Origin of the sequence: Enterobacter sp. ECC-249, from assembly GCF_043965265.1 — a bacterium.
In the GTDB taxonomy this organism is placed as follows: Bacteria; Pseudomonadota; Gammaproteobacteria; order Enterobacterales; family Enterobacteriaceae; genus Enterobacter; species Enterobacter quasiroggenkampii.
Genome location: NZ_CP143662.1, coordinates 76464 through 95337, shown reverse-complemented (window position 1 = coordinate 95337; position 18874 = coordinate 76464). Strand labels below are relative to the sequence as shown.

Sequence of the window (18874 nt, the reverse complement as noted above, 5' to 3'; positions counted from 1 at the left end):
AGAGCGTATATCCACAGGTGCGAGCGGCTACGATCTTGTTTCAGCCACGGATCCGGTTTGTAAACACAGTAAAACCGATTTATAAACACGTTCACCCGCTTTGTAAACACATTAATCCGGTTTACAAACATATTTATCCGCTTTATAAACACGTTTATCCGGATTACAAACACAAAAAATGGCTCTCAGACCAGAGCTGGCGCGGCTCTCAGCGTACCGGGATCTGTTTGGTACTATTAGGATCAATTTAGGATCTTTAAGGGATCTGATTATTGGATCTACATTGTGGATAATGTGAATAACTACAACGTAACCTTAGGAAACATCTAAGAATGTTCTGCATACCTAACCGATCTCCCTCATCACGCCAACTGGCCAACAGTGCTCTCTTCATTAAACGTAACTAAATGAAGGTGGTTTCACTTAGAAAATTACATGCAATATCATCACTATTATCCTCGACATTATCAGCAAAACCCCGTCTCGATTTCAGAGCATTTCACCGAGTTTCCCCCCTACAGATAGGTAGATATGTGTGCTGTGTTCGAGCTTATTACTGCAATCATTAGTTTAGTTGCAGTAGTCATGTTACTTATCAACTGGGTCCTGCAACAGGAAACCTGTTCGGTAGAACGGCAAGGTTTCTCGCAGTTCTTCAGGACCGTTCTTTATTATTCTCTCGAACGAAATCTCCGTATCCTAGCAAGGGTATCTATGGCATCTTTCAACCTTCCGGTGCGAGGTTCGTCGCTGAAGTCACTAATACCCGGTAAGTCTTTATCCCTCTTGTGTTGCTGATATGCATATTTTCGAGCCAAGCGCTCAATTACTTCACGCTGCTGGTTGCGGTACTGGTTGACCAGGTGAGTGCGTTTGTTAGCTGCGGCAGCTTTTGAAGCAGCTATGGCATGCCACAGTTGCTTGCTGGTGACAACCGGCGACAACATTTTCGACTTACCCTGAATATCTCTTTTTGTTGTTCTTGAAGATGTTCTCTTATTCTTAGCTCTGTCATTTTGACAAGGGGAGGGGTGCTCATTTTGACAGGGGGGGCACAAAGCAAAAACCTGATCTACCAGCTGCTTCAGCTTACGCACCGGTGACGAAATTTTTAGCCCTGCGCTTATCAGTTTTTCCTTCACGCGCGACACGAACGCCAGAAAGCCTGGTGTAAACCGATACAGATTAGCCTTCCTCGCGTTTGTACGTTCATCAACAACGACGGTACAACTCAAAAGACCGCGACTAACCGCCTCACGGAAGGCTCGGAGGACCGTTGAAACGCTGTAGCCAGTTTCCTCTGCGATCGAACGGTGCGATTTATGAATGAAATAGTCGCTGGTGCAGGCAGCAAGATTAGCGCATTGTGCCAGAATGTACCCAGTGCTGCGCGACAAGCGAGAATGCCCGACGACAAACGCCAGCTCGTAGCCGTTAAAGGCTGCTGAATTAGTAGCTCTGCTCATGTAAAACCCAATCTTCAAATCAAAAGCACTCAAGCCCCTGCCATAGGACAGGGACATGTCTATTACTGCGCGGAGAAAACGCTACAATCGCTGCTACAGTAGTAGTCCGGATCAGATTTGAAGACGCAGATGACCATTTTGCTGACAAGAAACCGCTCAACATAGCCGTATGCTCCCACTCCAAACCAGACAAAAGGGTTTTCTGGCAGAACAAAGCGGTTATGAACCACGATGAAAAAAGCTCTGAAGAGAGTATGTCCTGAAGAGACAATATGAGTACTATTGAGATCAATCATGCGGTAGCCCCCTGCGTGAACCAGTAGTTCACTGGTGGGCGCTCAGGCGAAAAGCGGGAAGAGAAGATGCACGGCGAGTCAGGAAGCTGTGAACGGGCTTCAGATTCGGTCTGAGCAATGACCAGTTGATAACGACGTTTCTGGCAAGAGTAGAAGCGCCAGATGAATTCTGGGTGAGTTTGGGTAGTGATAGTAGCCATAATGACAGTCCCCCTTAGGCAAATTTAAGGGTCACCGCCTGAGTTTCCACGCTCTGTATGGCGGTGACGCTGATGGGGGTGGAAATACCGGCTGCCCAAGGAGGTTTTGACCGGCCCGACCAAAGTCGGCCCCACCAGCGTCACCATAGATTCAATACAGATATCGATATGGCTGTGCGTAGTGGATGACACAAAAAAAGACGCTATGGCGTCTGTGTCGCCTCAGGCAATTTATCCGGGTTTCCACGCCCGTCCGTAGGATTTACTACGACATAAAAATCATAAACGCTACAATCAGTTGGATTCAAGTAGTTTTTTTCTTCCTTCTCCGAGCTTCATACAGGTTTAATCCATAATTCAGCTCTTCACTTCATCGAGAAAAACCAGACAGCCATGTTTTTTATTATTAATTAATCCCGCCACCACTTATCTCATGACGTTCTCAGAATCCGTCTTTCATTCGCCGCTGCACAGAGAGCCAGGTGAGCTCTTCCAGCCCATCAGGGACGATCCGTTCCGGATTGGTGTATATGGCATTTGCATCCCCGGTCAGCCACCAGGAGTCGGTGGCCCGGATACGTTCGGCCACCGTCAGGCCGTCCCAGGTAACAATTAGCCAGGTGTTCACGCTGCGCTCATCCGGAGGGCGGAGCCAAAGCCGTTGATGGCCCAGTGCGGTCAACGCACGCCAGACAGTTTCAAGTGAAACCGGGACGCGCTCGCTTTCATGGAAAGATGTGTTCATGTGTAACAGTCACTCTTGGTTATTTTTTTGTGACATCCATGATGATGAGCGTCGTTAAATTACCCAGTAGCAATCATTACCTGTGTGATAGCAAGCCAGGATATTGCCACATCATTAAATTACCGGGAGCACGGTTCTTGGTGATCCGACTTTTCTGCTATCTCATAGTTTCCAGAAGTGTAGCACGCTAACGGAATAAGCAAAGCGTCGCTTTGTGGTGTTTAGAGATGGAGAGTGGGGGAACACAACATATAGAATTAATCTCAGCTGACCGAGTGGCACATATTGTGTTTCTGCGCCGCAGCACGACGGAGGTGAGGAAGAAGATCCGGAACTACCTTTTTTCGTATCTGATGTCAGAAAAGGAGATATTATTTACCAGGTTCCAACAGTAATGGATTAGTGTTGTGTTGTATGCAATAAAACAGGCCGAACACTTCCCACCATCCATTATGCTCTCTGTGGTAAAACATACCGGTCTTTTAAAACAGCATCTTTTCCGGACGCGGATGAGTATCTGCCATAGATCCGGTCCGGGTCGAATGAAGCGTTCAACTGAGAGGCTGGTTCACCAGACAGATACTGGGATGAAATGCTGCGGGGACATGTTTCTGAAAGTGGTGATGAAGCGCATCGATGAGTCGACCGTACGGTGTCGGCTCCGGGCGGGCAAAATAGTAGCTGTCACCTGTGGCCACTGCCTCACCAAAAGGCAGCGCCAGAAGCCCATCGGCAATAGCCTGACGGTTCAGCAGGAGATCAGCGATCGCAAAACCATACCCGCTGACGGCCGCCATGCTGGCCTGTTCAAGGGTGTCGAAGATTTTCCCGCCATTTAGGGCGGCCTCTGCGGCTCTGACCACACCTTCAAGCCACCGCCGCCAGTCCAGGCTGTCATGAGAAGGGTGGATGAGCTCACAGCCGGAAAGGGAATGGCGCACTCGGTCAAGCAGGGCGGGTGCGCATACAGGCACAAGCCATTCCCCGAAAAGTATCCGGCTTATTGTCTCCGGTCCGAACTCACCTCTCAGGTGATATAGAAAATAGACATTACTCATACGTTAATATAATTCACTAATAGTAAACTATGTCTTAATTTTAACAGTATTTCAGTAAATATGTCAGGTCTCTAAAATGGACAGAACACCAAGACGAGGAATAAAGAATGAAACTGACTAAAGTTGCTTTATCGATTGCCCCCCTTGCACTTATCGCTTCTGTTAATACATTTGCGAATGACGTGGTTTCCCTGAAATTCAGTGATGGTCGCCCAGATGTGAAAGGCGTTGAAGCGGTAAATGCCGTCCTGAATCCTGTCGGCATCAATGTGACCACACTAGATATACCTGAAACTGCAAAACCTGTGCTGAAGGTATCTGACAAACGTGCGCTGACCAAACCCGAACAGGACCTCCTTATTAAGGAATTTTATCTGAACCAGGAGCAACTCCTTGAACAGGTCAGCATGGCAGGCCGAACGCCGGCAGTTAAAGGCGGTGGAGTGTTAACGGAAGAAACCGGCTTTGGTCCATACCCGAAAGTGTATGACATGAAAGCGATGGATCAAAAAACGCATAAAGCGGTACTGGAAAAATATGGGCGCATGCACGTGAACTCCGCCGATGACGGAACCGATGTTGATGAAGTGATGACTGTGGTCAACGGCGGTCCTTTCCGCTGGAGTTTCCCGCTTAAAGATGGATCCACCGTACGCTTTCAAGTTGAGAAAGTTGGGTTAAATGATAAGGCTGTCCGTGTGAGTTACCACGGTCTCGGCATGCATGCTGGTATGATGGATCCGAAACAGGGTCTGATTGTTGCCTTTATTCATGGCCCGAAAGAGTTCACCATGCGTTACAAGGCTGACGTGCCACATCAGGAACTACTGGGCACTAACCCATGGGTCGACTTTAGCGGCAATTATCCGGTTGTTCTGGAAAAAGTGAAATAAATGCCAGTTGCTGGTTAGGCTTAGGACCACTCTACCAGGTCGTTACGTCTGGCCTTTCATCTGAAGAAGACAGTTTATAACCTTTGCCTTTATTACATACGCAATTTTGAGGTCCGGAAAACAGAGAACATCGCGCTCTGTTTCCCGGGCCTTTTGCTACGTATGTTTCCAGTTAATGTCTTCCACTACACCTCGTACGATGTTTGCGAGCCGATTTCCTAATGTTGGTAGGCCGTTACAGCTACCATTGCGGCCAATAGTAGGTCCTTTCGCGCCAGCCTTTGGCATACATGCAGGCATCAATGGCTGCGTTTCGAGCGGATTCATTACGATCTGTCTGCACCGTTTTTATTGATGGTTTCTTGTCATAACGGTAGCCCGATGTGCAATCCTTTTTATTCTTCTCACAAGGGATGTATTTATTCTCATAGCTAAATTCCACATCTCTCACCACATCGGGCGGGAAACGATCAAAGCCATGGCTGCGGCATTCGGCATATTCTGCTTTCCTGGTACTATCAGCAACTCCTGGTTTTTCCCACTGTGTGCAGGCTGTTATAAGCAATAACGGTAATATAATCAGACTACGGCAAATTTTCATAGTTATCCCAAACTCTTGCACTATTCCTGGTAGAATTGATTGAAAATTATTCCTTGCCAATGAGGCCCAATCCGAGTGGATACGAAATTAGGCCTTTATGATTTAGGTTATCAGGCCCAAATTCTTCATCCATACTGGACGCGGCCCCGCTGGTATAATACCAGCAGGATTGATATTACGATGCGACAGATAGTAATGCTGATGGATGTGGTGCATGTCCAAAGTCTGTCGGAAGTTTTGCCGGGTCAGCAGATTCAGCATGTACCTGTACAATGCCTCAAACGACTGCAATGGCCTGATATTTGCCCGAAAATGTACTGCATACACGGTTTCGAATCTAACCAGTGACGGGAACAGGAACAGGTCGGATAAACTCAGTTCATCACCGAAAAGATACAATGTCGTTGTCAGCCTTTTGTCTAACGTTTCAAGCGCATCAAACAGAGCGGCAATCTCTCTGTCGTAATCTTCCTGACTGGCCGCAAAACCTACCTGATAAACACGACGGTTAATGTTAGTGTGAAGCCAGATGTTCATTTCCCCAATCTCGCTAGCAAACGATGCCGGTAACAGCTCTGTTGCATTGCGTGCCAGGCTTTTCCAGTCGGTGGCAAGCGCCGCTGCAAGTTTAGCCGAATCGTTACAGACGATTTTTTCCTCCTGCCGGTCCCACAGTACTGGCACCGATACCCGGCCGGTAAAGTCCGATGCAGTCCGTACGTACAGCGAACGCAGCCAGGCTTCGTGATTCACCGGGTCGGGGCTTTCGCTACTGAAGGCCCAGCCATTGTCATCCCTGACAGCGGCCACGGATGAAACTGAAATAGCGTCATCAAGTCCGAGGGACTTAATAACCAGCCACGGACGGTGAGCAAAGGGGCAGGCACCGGAGACATACAGATGATAACGTCCAGCCTGCGGCAAAATCTCATTTGTAAAGGTATCTTCATGAGTCAGGGCATCTAGTGACTTATTCGCGTACCAGATGCCGTTTTCAAGCACAGCCATTTTGTACCTCCATGAGGTTACGGTTAGGATCATCAGGATAGTTTGGTCTGGCATATACAATCATGACAGATATTCGTACCGGACATGCTCGCAGAGAGCAAAAAAGGCTGCATATGCAGCCAATTAAATCCTAGTAAAATCAGAGCGTAAAGTGATAACAATGATGAAGAAAGTGCATCAGAGCTGAGACTCGAACGAGCTAACTATTTCTTCCAACGCTGCTTCGGTTTCTGTATCAAAGCAGCCATTATTGAATTTCTGATAAAACTCACCCACGCTGTAAGTTCCTGCCAGCACGCATCCCCACCACGGCAAGAGTTCCCCTATATACTTCAGGTTGGTTGCACCACCATTTTTTCCTGGAGAGGTACTCAGTAACAGTACTTTTTTACCCTGTTCGCCAAAGAAGGACTCGCCCTGCTCACGTATACGAGACAACCAGTCGATCGCATTCTTGAGGCAGGCCGGCATCAGCCCGTTGTGCTCAGGTGATACAATAACCAGAGCTGAGCAGTCTCTTACAAGGTCTTTGAGCCTGATAACTGACTCAGGTAATTCGTTATTTTCTAGCCCCAACTGATACATTGGTAGCGAATGCTCATAAAGGCTGGTCAGGACTACCTCATGACGTGAGAACTTGGTAGTAATCCTGGAAGCCAGTTGCCAGTTAATGGACTCTTCCGGCGTGCTGTTACTGCCATTCAGGATGAGAATTTTTTTCATTATGTTCACCTTCATACATTACATGCCGATAATGTAATGATTTACCGAAAGTGTATAAAGATAAGCTGGGTGATAAGATAATTTACCTTCGGTGAATTAAAGTGGTATTTTATGAACAGAATTATGGCACTTAACGTTTTTCGCAGGGTGGTGGAACTGGGCACCTTTAAGGCCGCGGCTAACGATCTGCATCTCTCGCAGGCCGCTGTCAGTAAAAACATTAATGAGCTAGAGAATCATCTCGGCACTGCGCTGATTAACCGTACCACACGGCGGATGAGCTTAACGGGATCAGGGCAGGCCTATTACCGTCAGATTTGCAGTATACTTGATGCGCTTGAGTCAGCCGATCAGTCCGTCATGGCATCCTCGTTTTCCCCGAAAGGTAAGCTTAGGATCTGCGCCCCTATGTCGTATGGCCTTATTAAAATCAACCCGATTATTTGCGAGTTCAGGCACCGCTATCCTGATATTAGTACTGAAGTCTTCCTGAGTGATACTTATGACGATCTCATAGAAAAAGGCATAGATGTCGCCATAAGGGGAGGCGGTGTGCTGAACGATTCCTCTATGCGTTCTCGGCTAATCTGTACGGTCCCCCGGATCCTATGTGCTTCACCAGCTTACCTTAGTCAGGTAGCACCTGTTGTACACCCAGAACAACTCAAAGAACACGACTGCCTGCTCTACAGCCTTTCCTCTTCACCAAGAAAATGGTTTTTTACTCGGGATAACGAAAACATTTCCGTTGAACTCAGGCCGGCAGATTATTCGGTAAATAACGGGATTGCATTAAAGCAGGCTGCTGTTCATGCTCTGGGCATTATCCTTATCCCGGAGGCGTTTGTCCGTCAGGAGATAGCCTCGGGTGAACTGGTAGAGGTCATGCCGGAATGGCTGCCGGACGCCCATGCACTCTATGCGGTATATCCGTACCATAAGGAGCAGTCGCAAAACGTCCGACTGTTTATCGATTTTGTTGCTTCATCATTCCGGGAGCAGGAATCTCACATTTGAATGAAAAATTATATCATTTTTCGAAAACGCCGTCCCTTACGGTTAATTTGACGTCATCAGTTTTGGGACCGGACGGTATCCGTACACTCTCAGGTCACGGCAACATTTTAAGGATCTACAAAAAACAGACATTAGTATTTGCCCTCTATAGACTTTGTTATTGCATGCTTCAAATATCACCTGTTTTTAACAGTTTCAAATGTCACATCAAGTGGCATACAGAACAAAAGTGAAGGTGGTTTTTGGCGGGAAAAAGCATGCATGAATGAGTCCATACCCGTGATTGGCAGGCTGTATAAGTGAGCGCTTATTCACATTTTTTATGGTCGTATTCCTTTATCCCAAGATTCCTGGGCTTATTCTCCGGTGTTAAATGCTGACGCTTTTCTTCTTTAGCCGCGATTTAGCAATTGATTTTGAACAGTTTTACTGCCTAAATCCTTACGGATTTAACATACATCTTGTGTGGGCAGTCAAACTGTAGGGCAGGAGCGTCTACCGGGGCGGGGTCAGTCCAGTTAGCCAACTTACTGGCGTGAATACCGATAATTATTGGGTTATTTGTCATATTGGTCTGCAGAATATTAACTGCAGACCTTTCTCGACTATACGGGCGAGTGACAGCTCCTCTGGAGCGTAGCACTGCCAACCGAATAACACGTAACAGCCGATAGGGTTCAAGCGGTACGCTTAGATTTAATCAGCCCCTGAGAGTTCTTTTTTGGCGACACGTGCCAGCTGTTTTTCTATCAGGGCTTCCAGCTCGCGTTTGTCATCTTCTGTTCTTAGCGCAACACGATTTCCGTCATACCTGCCTTGGTCGTCCAGTGCTTACTATAAAGCATCTAGTCAAATTCCAATTAACTTGGGAGGATGGGGTGGCTCCCAAACTGACGCAGTCTCGTGTAACTGAAGCTTTTACTCTCGGTGAAGCTTTTACTCTCGGCTGGAGGAGTAGGAAAATTTTCTGATTTGTAAACGGAGGGGCATTGTAAAGGGAAAAAAGACGAGGGACTCTACAGGCGACATCACATCCCTCGACGAACAATTCTCAACTGATTATAGTTAGTAGAGAACGGGAAGGAGAATTTAGGATTTTGCTGTATAAAACGCAACGGTAAAATGTAAAATTTTAGTTAACTGGCTATAATTCAATCTACACCAGTTGCCTTCGTCCGGCTTGACCCACCTTTTGATTACCTGGTAAATTATGGCAATAGTGAATCCCCCTAAGCGGTGGGGCGTTCCAGTCAACTGCTGTCTGCAGGTATGCGCGCGGCTTTACTGACCAGGGGTAAAGCCACCGGGAGGCACCCGGCACCATGACAATAACTACAACCAGTTTGAAAGTCCTTGAGAGCCTGTCGTAAAACGCAGGCCTTTTTTTATGATTTTGCAAACTGCTGCTAAGCTTTAAGTTGTGGGAAGTAACTGAATGCCTGACGGTTATCCATAACCGATAGTGAATCAGCCGATACAGCTTAATTCCTTAGCATAGGTCTTACTCACACCTACCTTACAAATAGTCAACTCATTAGCCTGCCGTCAAAAGCGGGCTTTTTTTTCTTGAGACAGCACCCGCATAGAGTGAAGTTAGAGCATGTATCGAACATACAAAATAACTCCTGGCATTTCTTATGGCGCTTCGGGATGAAGTGTCATTTATTAGTCCAGAAGGCTTCTTGACGATTACTAACACGAACAATGGGCCGCTATGGTGTGATCGGTAGATTATTTTTCAGTCTAGTCTCACCTTTCTTATCAATCTCTATTTCTAAATCAAATCAGACCGTCGAAGAGCTGCGCAAGGTGAATAATGTCCAAAAGGTAAAACTCAGCGCAGCTGTGCTGGCGCTAAGAGCGATAACGACGATCTGCTAATAGATAACTTTTGCAGGTGCTGGTGATCGCCGTCAGGCATTCAACTCCAATCGATTCAGTCAGATTGCAGAGCATGCCAACAGGCTTAACTTCCTGAACGACACCAGCACCAAAGATGCCGTAATCGAATACCGGGAGATTCGCCACCGTGAAAAAACTGTTATTTTCCTGTCCACGTTGACATTGCTGGTGTGCTGCTTGAATACGCTGACCGTTTATGTTCCAGCACAATGCACACCTATGCTGATTGACGTGACGCAGCGGATGATAGTTCCTTCGCCTCCTTAGCAACTAGTCTTCTCTGGATTAAGCCGCTGCTAGCTGTGATTGAGAAGTGCAACAACAACCTGGCTGGCATACGCCAGAAATAGTTGGATAGAAAGTACGAAGGATGGCTCGTCCTTGAGCACACGGGTATTTCTGAACGACGGCTTTAACTGACATAGCAAAGCACCATCAAATTATAGAAAAGACGTATCGTTTAACAAGCGAAGCGCGGCTTTTTAACCAATTCCCGCAGCGTGGTATGCATAATCTCATTTTCAATAGTTCTTAAAATTCACATTCCCGAGTTAACCCTATCCGTTTTTTAGTCCTTAATGATTTAGCTCCTGGCTGGGAATGAAAAGGTATGAGCGGATGTAGAATATGATTTTAAATCTCTTTGAGCACTTTAATACACAGTTACGGGGTTAGTTGAGTGATAGAGGCCACAAAGTGCAAGTGTAGATGATGTAAAGGATTGTTACGTTGCTAACATACGCTGAGGAGGAAAAATCTATGGGCAAGGAATCAGTAACAGCATTAGACCTTCACAGAATTGGAAGTCAGTATTTTGGGGAGAAATTACTCGTAGTCGCAGTCTGGGCTGAAGGAGTGCGGTTTGTATGGATAGATAAAGGCCAGCCTGATGACGAATCCGCAGCTTTCTTGCACATCAATCTTGATGTGCTTTCTATTGAAAAAATAGAAGGTTTTTTTGACACATTGACCGGAACTCCTTCTACTTACATTCCTTAAAAAAAGCCCTTCCGGATTGAAATCCAGCATTACGGAAGGGAGACCAAGGAGGTCTTCATTACAAGGAGATTGGACTTTAAATCAAAGTCTGACATAAATCTCTCTCATAAGAATAAATATTTTAGGGTGCGATTTCTAACGAGGTGCTAATTACACAAGAACGAGGGGTGTCAATTAGTGGATAATCAGTAAGGGAAATTATTATGCAGAAAAAAAGAATAAGGTGAGAGAATATAAAGATATCTCTTTTTTTTAGTCTATTAAATGCTGTATATAATGAATGTATTCCTAGTATGACAACAGATGCACATATTGCGGCAAGGTACGGTTTATCACTATAAATATAAGCGCCAGACCAGCCAGTTCCACCAATGCAACAAATTATACCGGTGAGAAAAAGCAGGAAGTATTGACGTATTTTATGATTCTCGCGTGGAAGTTGATGAATATATGATTCCACAGAAGATATAGCACTTTGAATTTTTTCCAGCATTCTAAGTTCCTTAACCAGATACCTATTTGCTCTACTTTACGACTATACCTGATTTTTTTATCAATTAAATTGATCAGCTTCCCGTTGATTAACAGACTGCTATATCTGTAATGATAACACTTGTTTTGAGTGAAACACCTAACTTGGGCTTTTCGCTCACAGCGGACATCGATCTTCGGGCCAGTCCGCTCAGTTCCAGAGCGGAAAGTTACAAAATCTCTGTAAGTTCAAATTCCTCAAAGATAAGTTCCATTTCTTCAGAATAAGTGCCTTCACGTTCAAAATAACGTTTATGACCTTCATTCCAATACTCCAGACTTAAATCACCTTCACCCTCCTTACTGGCGAGTTCACTCGTCATTTCACTGAAGCGAATGACTTGCATTCTGAGAGTTCTGATCACGCACATTGGCTGTCCGGCTCCGTTAAGAATGATATTATAACTTCCAACACAGGGAGCTTCGCCTCGTTCATACTCTTGCTGAAAAGACTCTATCGAAGAGCATGTCGCTGTTTTACTCCCACTCAAAACCAGTTGTACGAGTTCGTCAGCAAGTTCAGGGCTGTCGCCAAATTGCCATACCAGTGCACCGGGATAAATGCTTTTTAATTCTTCGAGCTTTGCCATTTTCAGCCTTTGTTGATTTAATTATTTAAAGGAAGTGACCTATTTCCGATCTATAGGTGGACTGACCCAGCTCCGGTAGACGATCCTGCCCTATAGTTTGAGCATAGCAACTGTCTTTCGAGCGCGACTACGAAGCATGCTGGTGATACATCGGATCCCATGCAACATTCTTGCGAAGTTATGGTAAATCACCTGAGTTAATGTCCGCTACGAGCGAGGAGCGGACCTTGATAGATCACCATAACTGTTGTCGGTTCACGAGATAATTTATCGTTATTCAAATTCAATTCTCGCTGACGACTGAGGCTAAATGGTCCATTTAGCATAATTGTTGTGGCAGAAAGAGATGCCTTTCTGCCACATGTGGGGTTAGTTTACTTTTGGAAAGTCCACAAGGGTGTCATTCACACGGTTGATCATATTCGTAAACAGAATCGCACTGACTGCACTGATGACTTCCACCACCTGCCGATCGCTAAAGCCTGCTGCCAGAAAACGACTGACGGATTCTTCTGGTAAGGTGTTGCGGGTCGTCACCAGCGTTTTTACAAATTTGACCAGTGCATCAATGTGCGGATCTTCCGGGAACTCTCCCCGGCGTAATGCCTGAATTTGCTCAAAGCTGTAACCTGCCATTTTTCCGGTCAACGTATGCGCCGCCAGACAGTAATCACACCCTGAGACTTCACTGACCACAAGGTTAACGGCTTCAATTTCCTGTTTGCTCAGCTGACTTTTAGCCAGCGTGGCGTTGTGTTGCAATGCATGACCCAGAATGTCGGGGGCGATGCCAATGGTCTGGTAGGCATTCGGGACTTTACCCATCGCCCGTTTAATGGCGCTGAAGAGTTCTGCTGTCGTGCCAGTGGCATTTTCAGGTTGTACGGAAGTTAAACGGCTCATCATTTTTTCCTTTCAGTTTAAGGGTTTCGCCGTATCGGCGATGAGCACATAATAGAGCGCAGCCGGCGGGCATGTAGGCCGTATCGTCTCGATTATTTGTCTTATCGTCTCAGGAGTCAGAGTGGACAATCTCAGCCGCTTGCTTTCCTTACTGGCACCAACATGTAGCGTCAATCTTCACTGTCGTTTTACCGGGCGCTGGGATGCCGACCATCCGCAACAAGCCGCCGGTATTGTGCCTTGGCACGTCATTCTTCGTGGCGAAACCCGGCTGATTGTTGGGGGGAAGACGTTCGACGTGCGTGCGGGTGATATCATTCTTTTCCCGCACGGATCGCCACATTTACTGCAAAGTCTGGTGGACTGGGGGCAGGTCGTACCTGCTCAGGTCAACAATAATGGCATCGTCACTGAAGTGTGGACGGAAGGACTGGGGCCTGCGGTCGAGGTATTGTGTGGCGAGTTTCATTTCGGGCCGGGTTATCGCTGGATGTTCGCCGATGAAACAACGCTGATCCATCTCCATGCCGATGAGCAACACGATGTCCCTGAACTGGAAACACTGCTGGGTATGCTGGTACGCGAAAGTCTTGGCGGTTTGCCGGGCAGTACGAGTATCGTGAAGGGGCTGGCAGATACGTTGCTCGCGCTAATCCTACGTATTTTGCTGTCGTTGCACGAGCCTCCCGCGGGTATGTTACGGCTGCTGAGCGACACACGTCTTGCTCCCGCCATACTGGCCGTCATCGCCGATCCTGCGTCGCCATGGACGATGGAATCGATGGCGAAACGCTGTTTTCTGTCCCGTGCCACTTTCGCCCGCCACTTTTCATACAGCTATCATCAGACGCCCCAGGTCTGGCTCAACCAGTTACGTATGGTGCTGGCAGCAAGACTGCTTTCAGAAGAGAAAAACCTGACAACGGAGAGAGTAGCCGAACAGTGTGGTTTTTTGTCGCTGTCGTCTTTTTCTAAAGCGTTCAAAAAAACCTGGGGCATAACGCCTGCTCTGCACCGTAAACGTGGGTACAGCACAACGATCACTGGCAAAGAGCCCACCGAGGTGGATAAGATTAACGGTCAACAGGCTGAGAATTAGACTGCAGAGATTAGCGAAGTAACCTGCAGCTCGGCCATACCGTCAATTGCGTGGACCAGTGTGTTGAACGGTGCTGCCTGGGTATGCTTTTCCAGCATCAGGGCTGACTGTCAGCGTTCAATCATCATAAACTGGTGATCATTTTCACGGTTCATGTACAACTGATACTGTAAACACCCGGGTTCCCCCTGCACATCGTGTTCGACAGTTTTAAGTGCCAGAAGTACCTTTTCGCGTGCGCCCTGCCGGGCGGTAATAGTGGCAACAAGTGTAATATTATTGTGCATATTCGAACGTCCTTTCAGTGATAAACCAGGCGGCCAGCCTACGCTCATGGGAAAGAAAAATAACCCCATGAACCTGGTTAACACCTTTACTGGATGAGTGAAAACAGCCGTACGGCTTAACGCCCTGCGCGAAGCGACTGAGGTGGAATGCCATACCCGCGAATAAACACCTCCCGCATATGCCGTCTGTCGCGAAAACCGGACTCGCGGGCAATGGCATCCAGTGACAGGCGGCTTTGCTCAATCATCAAGCGCGCGGCCTCAAGCCGCAGCCCTTCAATTGCTTTCGCCGGAGATTTGCCTGTCTCCTGACGAAACAGGCGGCTGAGCTGGCGAGCACTGACATGCACCGCATCGGCAAGCATTTCCACCGTCAGCGTTTTGCGCAGATTGTGGCGGGCATATTCCAGTGCCGTTTGCAGGCGATCTGAGCGCGGTGCCAGAGCAAGCATTTCCGAATGCTGTTTCTGACCGCCGGAGCGACGCTGATTCATCACCAGGCGATGCGCGACCGTACGGGCAATATCTGCACCGAGATCTTTCTCCACCATACCGAGCGCCATATCCAGCCCCGCGGTCATACCTGCAGACGTCCAGATAGTGTCATCAATAATAAAAATACGATCATCTTCAAGCTGAATCGTGGGATGCCGCGATGCCAGGCTCTGTGAGTGTGCCCAATGCGTGGTGGCACGTTTTTGCTCCAGCAGGCCAGCCTGTGCCAGCACAAATGCACCGGTACAGACTCCGGCAATCCTGCGTGCCTGACGGGCGGTGGTTTGCAGAAAATGAATCACGCCGGGGCTGGCGGGATCCTCAACAGGTGAAAGCACGCCTGCTACCAGCCAGGTATCTACCAGAGTTTCCTCAGTCAACTTCGTCGAATCCACGCCGATACCCGAAGAAGAACGTACGGTTCCTCCGTGTTCGGAGTAGACCACCGGCTGGTAAAACGGATGTTCAGCCACCAGATTGGCAAACTCAAATACCGTCAGCGTAGACAGCGCCAGCATCTGAAAATGATTGGCAATGATTAATCCTATACGGTGCATCGGAACTCCTTTATGACAGGCGGACTGATTGATATTCCTCGGAGCGGGCCCGTAACCGCTCAGAGGTCCACAGGCTGGCCAGTGCCAGCAGCAGGAAAATTACTGAGCTTATCATTACACCGTAAAAACCCGACAGGGGATAAAGCCATGATGCTACCGCCGATCCAAACCCAATGCCGCAGAACATAAAGGCGCTGGTTAATGCCAGCGAAATTCCACGCGTTTCTGCGGTCGAGATCTCCACAATACGCCGCTGTTGAGTGGGCCATAACAGGTCAGTGGAAAAGGCCCAGACGACCAGCAGGATATACAGCAATGACAGCTGAGCTGGCAGTAGCATGACGAGCAGCATATCCGTCACCAGTAACATCAGACCGGTAACCAGTAAGTGTTCCGCGCTGAAGTGGCGTGCTGCACGGGCAACAAAAAGATTCCCCACAATACCCGCCGCACCGATAACAGCCAGAGCGATAGAGATAGCTGATGCATCACCTTGCCAGCGATCGCGGATCATCGGTGAGATAAAGGCGTACATATCGTACACACCGGAGGTGATAAAAAAGACGACCAGAAAAGCGGCCAGTGATTTGCCCTCTTTTAGCACCACACCGACCTGGCGTAAGCGGATATCAACACCTTTGACGACGTCCGGTACCAGCAAAAAAACGGCACCTGCAGTGAGAACGCTCACCAGCGCGATAAGCGTGAATAGCATACGCGCACCCCAGACAGTGGCCAGCCATGCCGCCAGCGGAATACCGACCATACTGGCCATAGATACACCCAGCAGGATCATGGCAATAGCACTGCCACGCTCCTCAGGGGCGACTAACTCTGCACCGAGCGCAATCAGTACCGGCCCGATCAGGGAGGCACCCAGACCCATTACAATCCGCGAAGCCACCAGTACTTTGTAGTCCGGCGCGATGGCAAAAATCAGGGCTCCCAGCCCAAATACCAGCATGCCTGCCAGCACCTGTGCTCTGCGCATGAACTTGCCGAACATAACCTGCGCCATCGGTGCGCCCAGTGCAAACGTCAGACCGAAAATGGAGAGCAGGCGGGCACTTTGAGCGTCGCTGATGCCCCATTCCTGGGAAATGGGGACCAGACTACCCGCCACGGAAAGCGAACCGGTCGCCTGAATAAAATAGGCCAGGCTAAGCGCCCATAATGCACGCTTTTGAAATGCTGACAGGTGATTTTGCATCATAAACTCCAGAGAAGGGGCAGTTGCCTGCCCCAGAGCAGGTCAGGCAACCGGTATTGGGTTATCTACCATTGACTGATTAAACGCGTTCACCATCTCGTGTTCATTAGCACCCTGATTCGCACGGGCTGGCAGCACACTGTCGACAATCGCTTCAATGGAATCTGTCGCCAGTTTTTCAAAGGTCTGCTGGATAAAATCGGCTAATGGCATCGCACGTGAATCACCGCTTTTGTAGATCAAATCGGTATCGACCCAGGGGGGTGAAATTTCAATGACCTTCACGCCGGCATCGCGCAGTAGAAAACGCTGCGACAGGGTGTAAGAATGAATCGCGGCTTTAGTGGCTGAGTAGAGTGCATTCGTCACCAGGGGTAAAAAAGCCAGAATCGAACTGTTGTTGATCAATACCGCATCCGGTTGTTGTTTCAATTGCTCAACAAAAGCTGAACTGACCCGAACAGTGCCCAACAGGTTGGTATTCAGTAAGGTGGTGGCCATATCGTCATCCAGTTCGGCAGCGGCGTTATCGAAGGGCATAATGCCAGCGTTATTGATTACCACATTCAGTGCCGGATAGCGGGAGAGCACCTCTTTCGCCGCCGATTTAATGCTGGACGCATCGGTGACATCCAGTACCACGGAATCCATCCCCGGGTTGGCCGCCGTGACCGTGTCCAGAAGAGCCTTACGACGGCCTGAAATGATCACCTGATTACCCAGTTGATGAAATTTTTCTGCCATTGCGCGGCCAATACCTGACGTGCCGCCAGTGATAAAAATCGTGTTTCCTGTCAGTTTCATAGGGTTATTCCTGTTGGCAAATACAATGTTAGTGAGTCAGTCCGGTGCGATAACGGCTGGCGGGTACATTACTTGAGAGGTGCGGGATCATGGCCTGCCGATTCCGCTCCATGGCTTGCCAGTAAGCGTCGTTATGCAGTGAGGGGATGGTGACAAGTTCCCCGCTAAGAAAACCCGACAGCGCCGCATCCACCAGGTCGTAAGCACTCATGACTATTGACTTATCGAGTTGTTCAAGGGGTAAACCGCCGTTGTCCCAGAACGGTGTTGCTGTCGCTCCCGGCAGCACGGCCTGAATGTGAATGCCCTTTTCAGAGAGTTCATGATGGAGTGACTGACTGAAGGCCAGAACAAAGGCCTTTGTGCCGCCGTAAACGCCGTTAAGCAGTTCCGGCGCAAGGCTGACAATCGATGAAATATTGGTGATGGCACCCACACCTCGCGCGACAAAACCAGGAACCACGCTGTAAGTCAGACGGGTCAGGGCGACGACATTAAGATTAATCATCGCCTGCATTTGATCGACGTCGCTAGACAACAAAGGCGTATGTGTACCGACTCCGGCATTGTTCACCAACAGGGTAATGCTGGCATCGGAGCGCAGTTTCTTCTCCACTGCTGCCAGCTGTTGGGCATCACCCAGATCGGCTGCCAGCACTTCCACACTGCGGGCGGTGTCCGCAGTAATGTGGCTGGCCATCTGATTCAGGCGGTTATGATTACGGGCGATAATGATCAGGTCGTATCCCATGCGCGCCAGTCGACTGGCGTAAACAGCACCGATGCCGGTGGATGCACCAGTGATGACGGCAGTGCCTTTACCTGTTTGTGTTGCGAGACTCATTGCAGACTCCTTTCGATCACCATTGATTCGATGAGAGAATCATAAGTGAGAAAGGGATGTCGTAAATGACGAATATGGTAGTTATTTAGGTCATTTCGTGTTTCAGTTCGGGTAGTGGGAAGGAGAGAAAATGACTATCGGACTGCGGGTTCATTTCAGACACATAAGCCTGCTTACGGTGTACAGTAATGTCCGCACCTGGCACTCAGGTGACCTAGATAATGGCGATCACCGAGGCCCAACTGGACAGTAAGATGTTTTTGTCCAGTTGTACCTGCCTGTGCATTTATCTCAGTAATACCTGAATCAGCTGAACGAAGATATACACTGTTGCGGCCACTTGTATAGTCCGGAACCCCCATCTGAGATGGCGCCATTCATGGCGCTCTCTGGCATCAGCTGTTTCAATAGCGGGGTCAGAACATTTTCTTTTCCTGGCCCTGAATTCAGCAATTATCCACAAGATGAGAATAAAGATAATGATGGTTTTCTGAAGGATGGGATTATCCACTAAGAGTGACTCCGGCCTGCCCGCTGATACAAGCAGAATAGATGAACCACCTTCACGTAGCCACCACTAAATGTAGGGGTGATAAACGTTTTCGTTCTGGTGGATTTTGCGGTGATTCTGTCCATGTCAGTTTGC

At 48.3% G+C, this 18874-nt stretch carries 20 protein-coding genes and 1 pseudogene; 5 read left to right on the top strand and 16 right to left on the bottom strand.

Annotated features, from left to right (window positions below):
* Positions 1 to 671 precede the first annotated feature (671 nt).
* The 5 genes from V1587_RS22730 to V1587_RS22710 form a co-directional block, all read right to left on the bottom strand.
* Positions 672 to 1523 carry a Replication protein repL gene (locus V1587_RS22730; RefSeq protein ID WP_395314614.1) on the bottom strand — a complete coding sequence of 284 codons (852 nt, stop codon included), beginning with the start codon at positions 1521 to 1523 and terminating at the stop codon, positions 672 to 674.
* Positions 1524 to 1528: 5 nt separating this feature from the next.
* Positions 1529 to 1762, bottom strand: coding sequence for a hypothetical protein (locus V1587_RS22725; protein ID WP_395314613.1), 234 nt, complete (start codon positions 1760 to 1762; stop codon positions 1529 to 1531).
* Positions 1759 to 1962, bottom strand: a complete 204-nt coding sequence (locus V1587_RS22720; protein WP_395314612.1) for a host cell division inhibitor Icd-like protein — start codon at positions 1960 to 1962, stop codon at positions 1759 to 1761. Before V1587_RS22720 ends, V1587_RS22725 begins: the two co-directional genes overlap by 4 nt.
* A gap of 442 nt (positions 1963 to 2404) precedes the next feature.
* Positions 2405 to 2707: a hypothetical protein gene (locus tag V1587_RS22715; protein ID WP_032640002.1), complete on the bottom strand. Its 303-nt coding sequence runs from the start codon at positions 2705 to 2707 to the stop codon at positions 2405 to 2407.
* 551 nt (positions 2708 to 3258) lie between these two features.
* Positions 3259 to 3765, bottom strand: a complete 507-nt coding sequence (locus V1587_RS22710) for a LysR substrate-binding domain-containing protein (RefSeq protein ID WP_395314611.1) — start codon at positions 3763 to 3765, stop codon at positions 3259 to 3261.
* A gap of 107 nt (positions 3766 to 3872) precedes the next feature.
* On the opposite strand from V1587_RS22710, the gene V1587_RS22705 reads away from it, so the two are divergent.
* Positions 3873 to 4658 (top strand): hypothetical protein, encoded by a 786-nt coding sequence (locus V1587_RS22705; protein WP_032640004.1) that lies wholly within the window; start codon positions 3873 to 3875, stop codon positions 4656 to 4658.
* A gap of 241 nt (positions 4659 to 4899) precedes the next feature.
* Here the strand turns inward: V1587_RS22705 and V1587_RS22700 are convergent, their stop codons facing one another.
* From V1587_RS22700 to V1587_RS22690, 3 genes are all read right to left on the bottom strand, one after another.
* The gene (locus tag V1587_RS22700) at positions 4900 to 5259 is read right to left on the bottom strand and encodes a hypothetical protein (RefSeq protein ID WP_122927792.1); all 360 of its coding nucleotides are present in this window, start codon (positions 5257 to 5259) and stop codon (positions 4900 to 4902) included.
* Between the two features lie 102 nt (positions 5260 to 5361).
* Positions 5362 to 6267, bottom strand: coding sequence for a glutathione S-transferase C-terminal domain-containing protein (locus V1587_RS22695; protein ID WP_325912672.1), 906 nt, complete (start codon positions 6265 to 6267; stop codon positions 5362 to 5364).
* 177 nt (positions 6268 to 6444) lie between these two features.
* Complete coding sequence (locus V1587_RS22690) at positions 6445 to 6990, bottom strand: NADPH-dependent FMN reductase (RefSeq protein WP_032640006.1); 546 nt, start codon at positions 6988 to 6990, stop codon at positions 6445 to 6447.
* Positions 6991 to 7101: 111 nt separating this feature from the next.
* On the opposite strand from V1587_RS22690, the gene V1587_RS22685 reads away from it, so the two are divergent.
* The 3 genes and pseudogenes from V1587_RS22685 to V1587_RS22675 all read left to right on the top strand — a co-directional run bounded on the left by V1587_RS22685 (position 7102) and on the right by V1587_RS22675 (position 10908).
* Entirely contained in the window at positions 7102 to 8007 is a 906-nt protein-coding gene (locus V1587_RS22685; protein WP_032640008.1) for a LysR family transcriptional regulator, read from the top strand.
* Between the two features lie 1874 nt (positions 8008 to 9881).
* Positions 9882 to 10259 (top strand): annotated as a pseudogene (locus V1587_RS22680) (hypothetical protein).
* Positions 10260 to 10668: 409 nt separating this feature from the next.
* Positions 10669 to 10908, top strand: a complete 240-nt coding sequence (locus V1587_RS22675) for a hypothetical protein (RefSeq protein ID WP_395314610.1) — start codon at positions 10669 to 10671, stop codon at positions 10906 to 10908.
* Between the two features lie 701 nt (positions 10909 to 11609).
* Here V1587_RS22675 and V1587_RS22670 read toward each other — a convergent pair.
* Together V1587_RS22670 and V1587_RS22665 are read right to left on the bottom strand one after the other, a co-directional pair.
* Positions 11610 to 12029: an ASCH domain-containing protein gene (locus V1587_RS22670; RefSeq protein ID WP_248199579.1), complete on the bottom strand. Its 420-nt coding sequence runs from the start codon at positions 12027 to 12029 to the stop codon at positions 11610 to 11612.
* 369 nt (positions 12030 to 12398) lie between these two features.
* Positions 12399 to 12932: a carboxymuconolactone decarboxylase family protein gene (locus V1587_RS22665; protein ID WP_248199642.1), complete on the bottom strand. Its 534-nt coding sequence runs from the start codon at positions 12930 to 12932 to the stop codon at positions 12399 to 12401.
* Between the two features lie 121 nt (positions 12933 to 13053).
* Here V1587_RS22665 and V1587_RS22660 point away from each other — a divergent pair, with 121 nt between their 5' ends.
* Positions 13054 to 14031, top strand: a complete 978-nt coding sequence (locus V1587_RS22660; protein WP_395314609.1) for an AraC family transcriptional regulator — start codon at positions 13054 to 13056, stop codon at positions 14029 to 14031.
* Positions 14032 to 14141: 110 nt separating this feature from the next.
* On the opposite strand, the gene V1587_RS22655 is transcribed toward V1587_RS22660, so the two are convergent.
* The 6 genes from V1587_RS22655 to V1587_RS22630 all read right to left on the bottom strand — a co-directional run bounded on the left by V1587_RS22655 (position 14142) and on the right by V1587_RS22630 (position 18739).
* Positions 14142 to 14318, bottom strand: coding sequence for an antibiotic biosynthesis monooxygenase family protein (locus tag V1587_RS22655; RefSeq protein ID WP_248199583.1), 177 nt, complete (start codon positions 14316 to 14318; stop codon positions 14142 to 14144).
* 116 nt (positions 14319 to 14434) lie between these two features.
* Positions 14435 to 15370, bottom strand: coding sequence for a GlxA family transcriptional regulator (locus V1587_RS22650; RefSeq protein WP_248199584.1), 936 nt, complete (start codon positions 15368 to 15370; stop codon positions 14435 to 14437).
* 10 nt (positions 15371 to 15380) lie between these two features.
* Complete coding sequence (locus tag V1587_RS22645; protein WP_248199644.1) at positions 15381 to 16580, bottom strand: MFS transporter; 1200 nt, start codon at positions 16578 to 16580, stop codon at positions 15381 to 15383.
* A 42-nt stretch (positions 16581 to 16622) separates the two neighbouring features.
* Positions 16623 to 17384: an SDR family oxidoreductase gene (locus V1587_RS22640; RefSeq protein WP_039265223.1), complete on the bottom strand. Its 762-nt coding sequence runs from the start codon at positions 17382 to 17384 to the stop codon at positions 16623 to 16625.
* 28 nt (positions 17385 to 17412) lie between these two features.
* A complete protein-coding gene (locus tag V1587_RS22635) occupies positions 17413 to 18228 on the bottom strand; it encodes an SDR family oxidoreductase (protein WP_248199585.1) in 816 nt (271 codons plus the stop codon).
* A 286-nt stretch (positions 18229 to 18514) separates the two neighbouring features.
* Entirely contained in the window at positions 18515 to 18739 is a 225-nt protein-coding gene (locus V1587_RS22630; RefSeq protein WP_395314608.1) for a hypothetical protein, read from the bottom strand.
* Positions 18740 to 18874: the final 135 nt, after the last annotated feature.

What these genes read in the sequence shown, in the direction of transcription:
- V1587_RS22730 (WP_395314614.1), bottom strand. Translation starts at nt 1,523, where the DNA reads ATGTCCCTGTCCTATGGCAGGGGCTTGAGTGCTTTTGATTTGAAGATT.
- V1587_RS22725 (WP_395314613.1), bottom strand. Translation starts at nt 1,762, where the DNA reads ATGATTGATCTCAATAGTACTCATATTGTCTCTTCAGGACATACTCTC.
- V1587_RS22720 (WP_395314612.1), bottom strand. Translation starts at nt 1,962, where the DNA reads ATGGCTACTATCACTACCCAAACTCACCCAGAATTCATCTGGCGCTTC.
- V1587_RS22715 (WP_032640002.1), bottom strand. Translation starts at nt 2,707, where the DNA reads ATGAACACATCTTTCCATGAAAGCGAGCGCGTCCCGGTTTCACTTGAA.
- V1587_RS22710 (WP_395314611.1), bottom strand. Translation starts at nt 3,765, where the DNA reads ATGAGTAATGTCTATTTTCTATATCACCTGAGAGGTGAGTTCGGACCG.
- V1587_RS22705 (WP_032640004.1), top strand. Translation starts at nt 3,873, where the DNA reads ATGAAACTGACTAAAGTTGCTTTATCGATTGCCCCCCTTGCACTTATC.
- V1587_RS22700 (WP_122927792.1), bottom strand. Translation starts at nt 5,259, where the DNA reads ATGAAAATTTGCCGTAGTCTGATTATATTACCGTTATTGCTTATAACA.
- V1587_RS22695 (WP_325912672.1), bottom strand. Translation starts at nt 6,267, where the DNA reads ATGGCTGTGCTTGAAAACGGCATCTGGTACGCGAATAAGTCACTAGAT.
- V1587_RS22690 (WP_032640006.1), bottom strand. Translation starts at nt 6,990, where the DNA reads ATGAAAAAAATTCTCATCCTGAATGGCAGTAACAGCACGCCGGAAGAG.
- V1587_RS22685 (WP_032640008.1), top strand. Translation starts at nt 7,102, where the DNA reads ATGAACAGAATTATGGCACTTAACGTTTTTCGCAGGGTGGTGGAACTG.
- V1587_RS22675 (WP_395314610.1), top strand. Translation starts at nt 10,669, where the DNA reads ATGGGCAAGGAATCAGTAACAGCATTAGACCTTCACAGAATTGGAAGT.
- V1587_RS22670 (WP_248199579.1), bottom strand. Translation starts at nt 12,029, where the DNA reads ATGGCAAAGCTCGAAGAATTAAAAAGCATTTATCCCGGTGCACTGGTA.
- V1587_RS22665 (WP_248199642.1), bottom strand. Translation starts at nt 12,932, where the DNA reads ATGAGCCGTTTAACTTCCGTACAACCTGAAAATGCCACTGGCACGACA.
- V1587_RS22655 (WP_248199583.1), bottom strand. Translation starts at nt 14,318, where the DNA reads ATGCACAATAATATTACACTTGTTGCCACTATTACCGCCCGGCAGGGC.
- V1587_RS22650 (WP_248199584.1), bottom strand. Translation starts at nt 15,370, where the DNA reads ATGCACCGTATAGGATTAATCATTGCCAATCATTTTCAGATGCTGGCG.
- V1587_RS22645 (WP_248199644.1), bottom strand. Translation starts at nt 16,580, where the DNA reads ATGCAAAATCACCTGTCAGCATTTCAAAAGCGTGCATTATGGGCGCTT.
- V1587_RS22640 (WP_039265223.1), bottom strand. Translation starts at nt 17,384, where the DNA reads ATGAAACTGACAGGAAACACGATTTTTATCACTGGCGGCACGTCAGGT.
- V1587_RS22635 (WP_248199585.1), bottom strand. Translation starts at nt 18,228, where the DNA reads ATGAGTCTCGCAACACAAACAGGTAAAGGCACTGCCGTCATCACTGGT.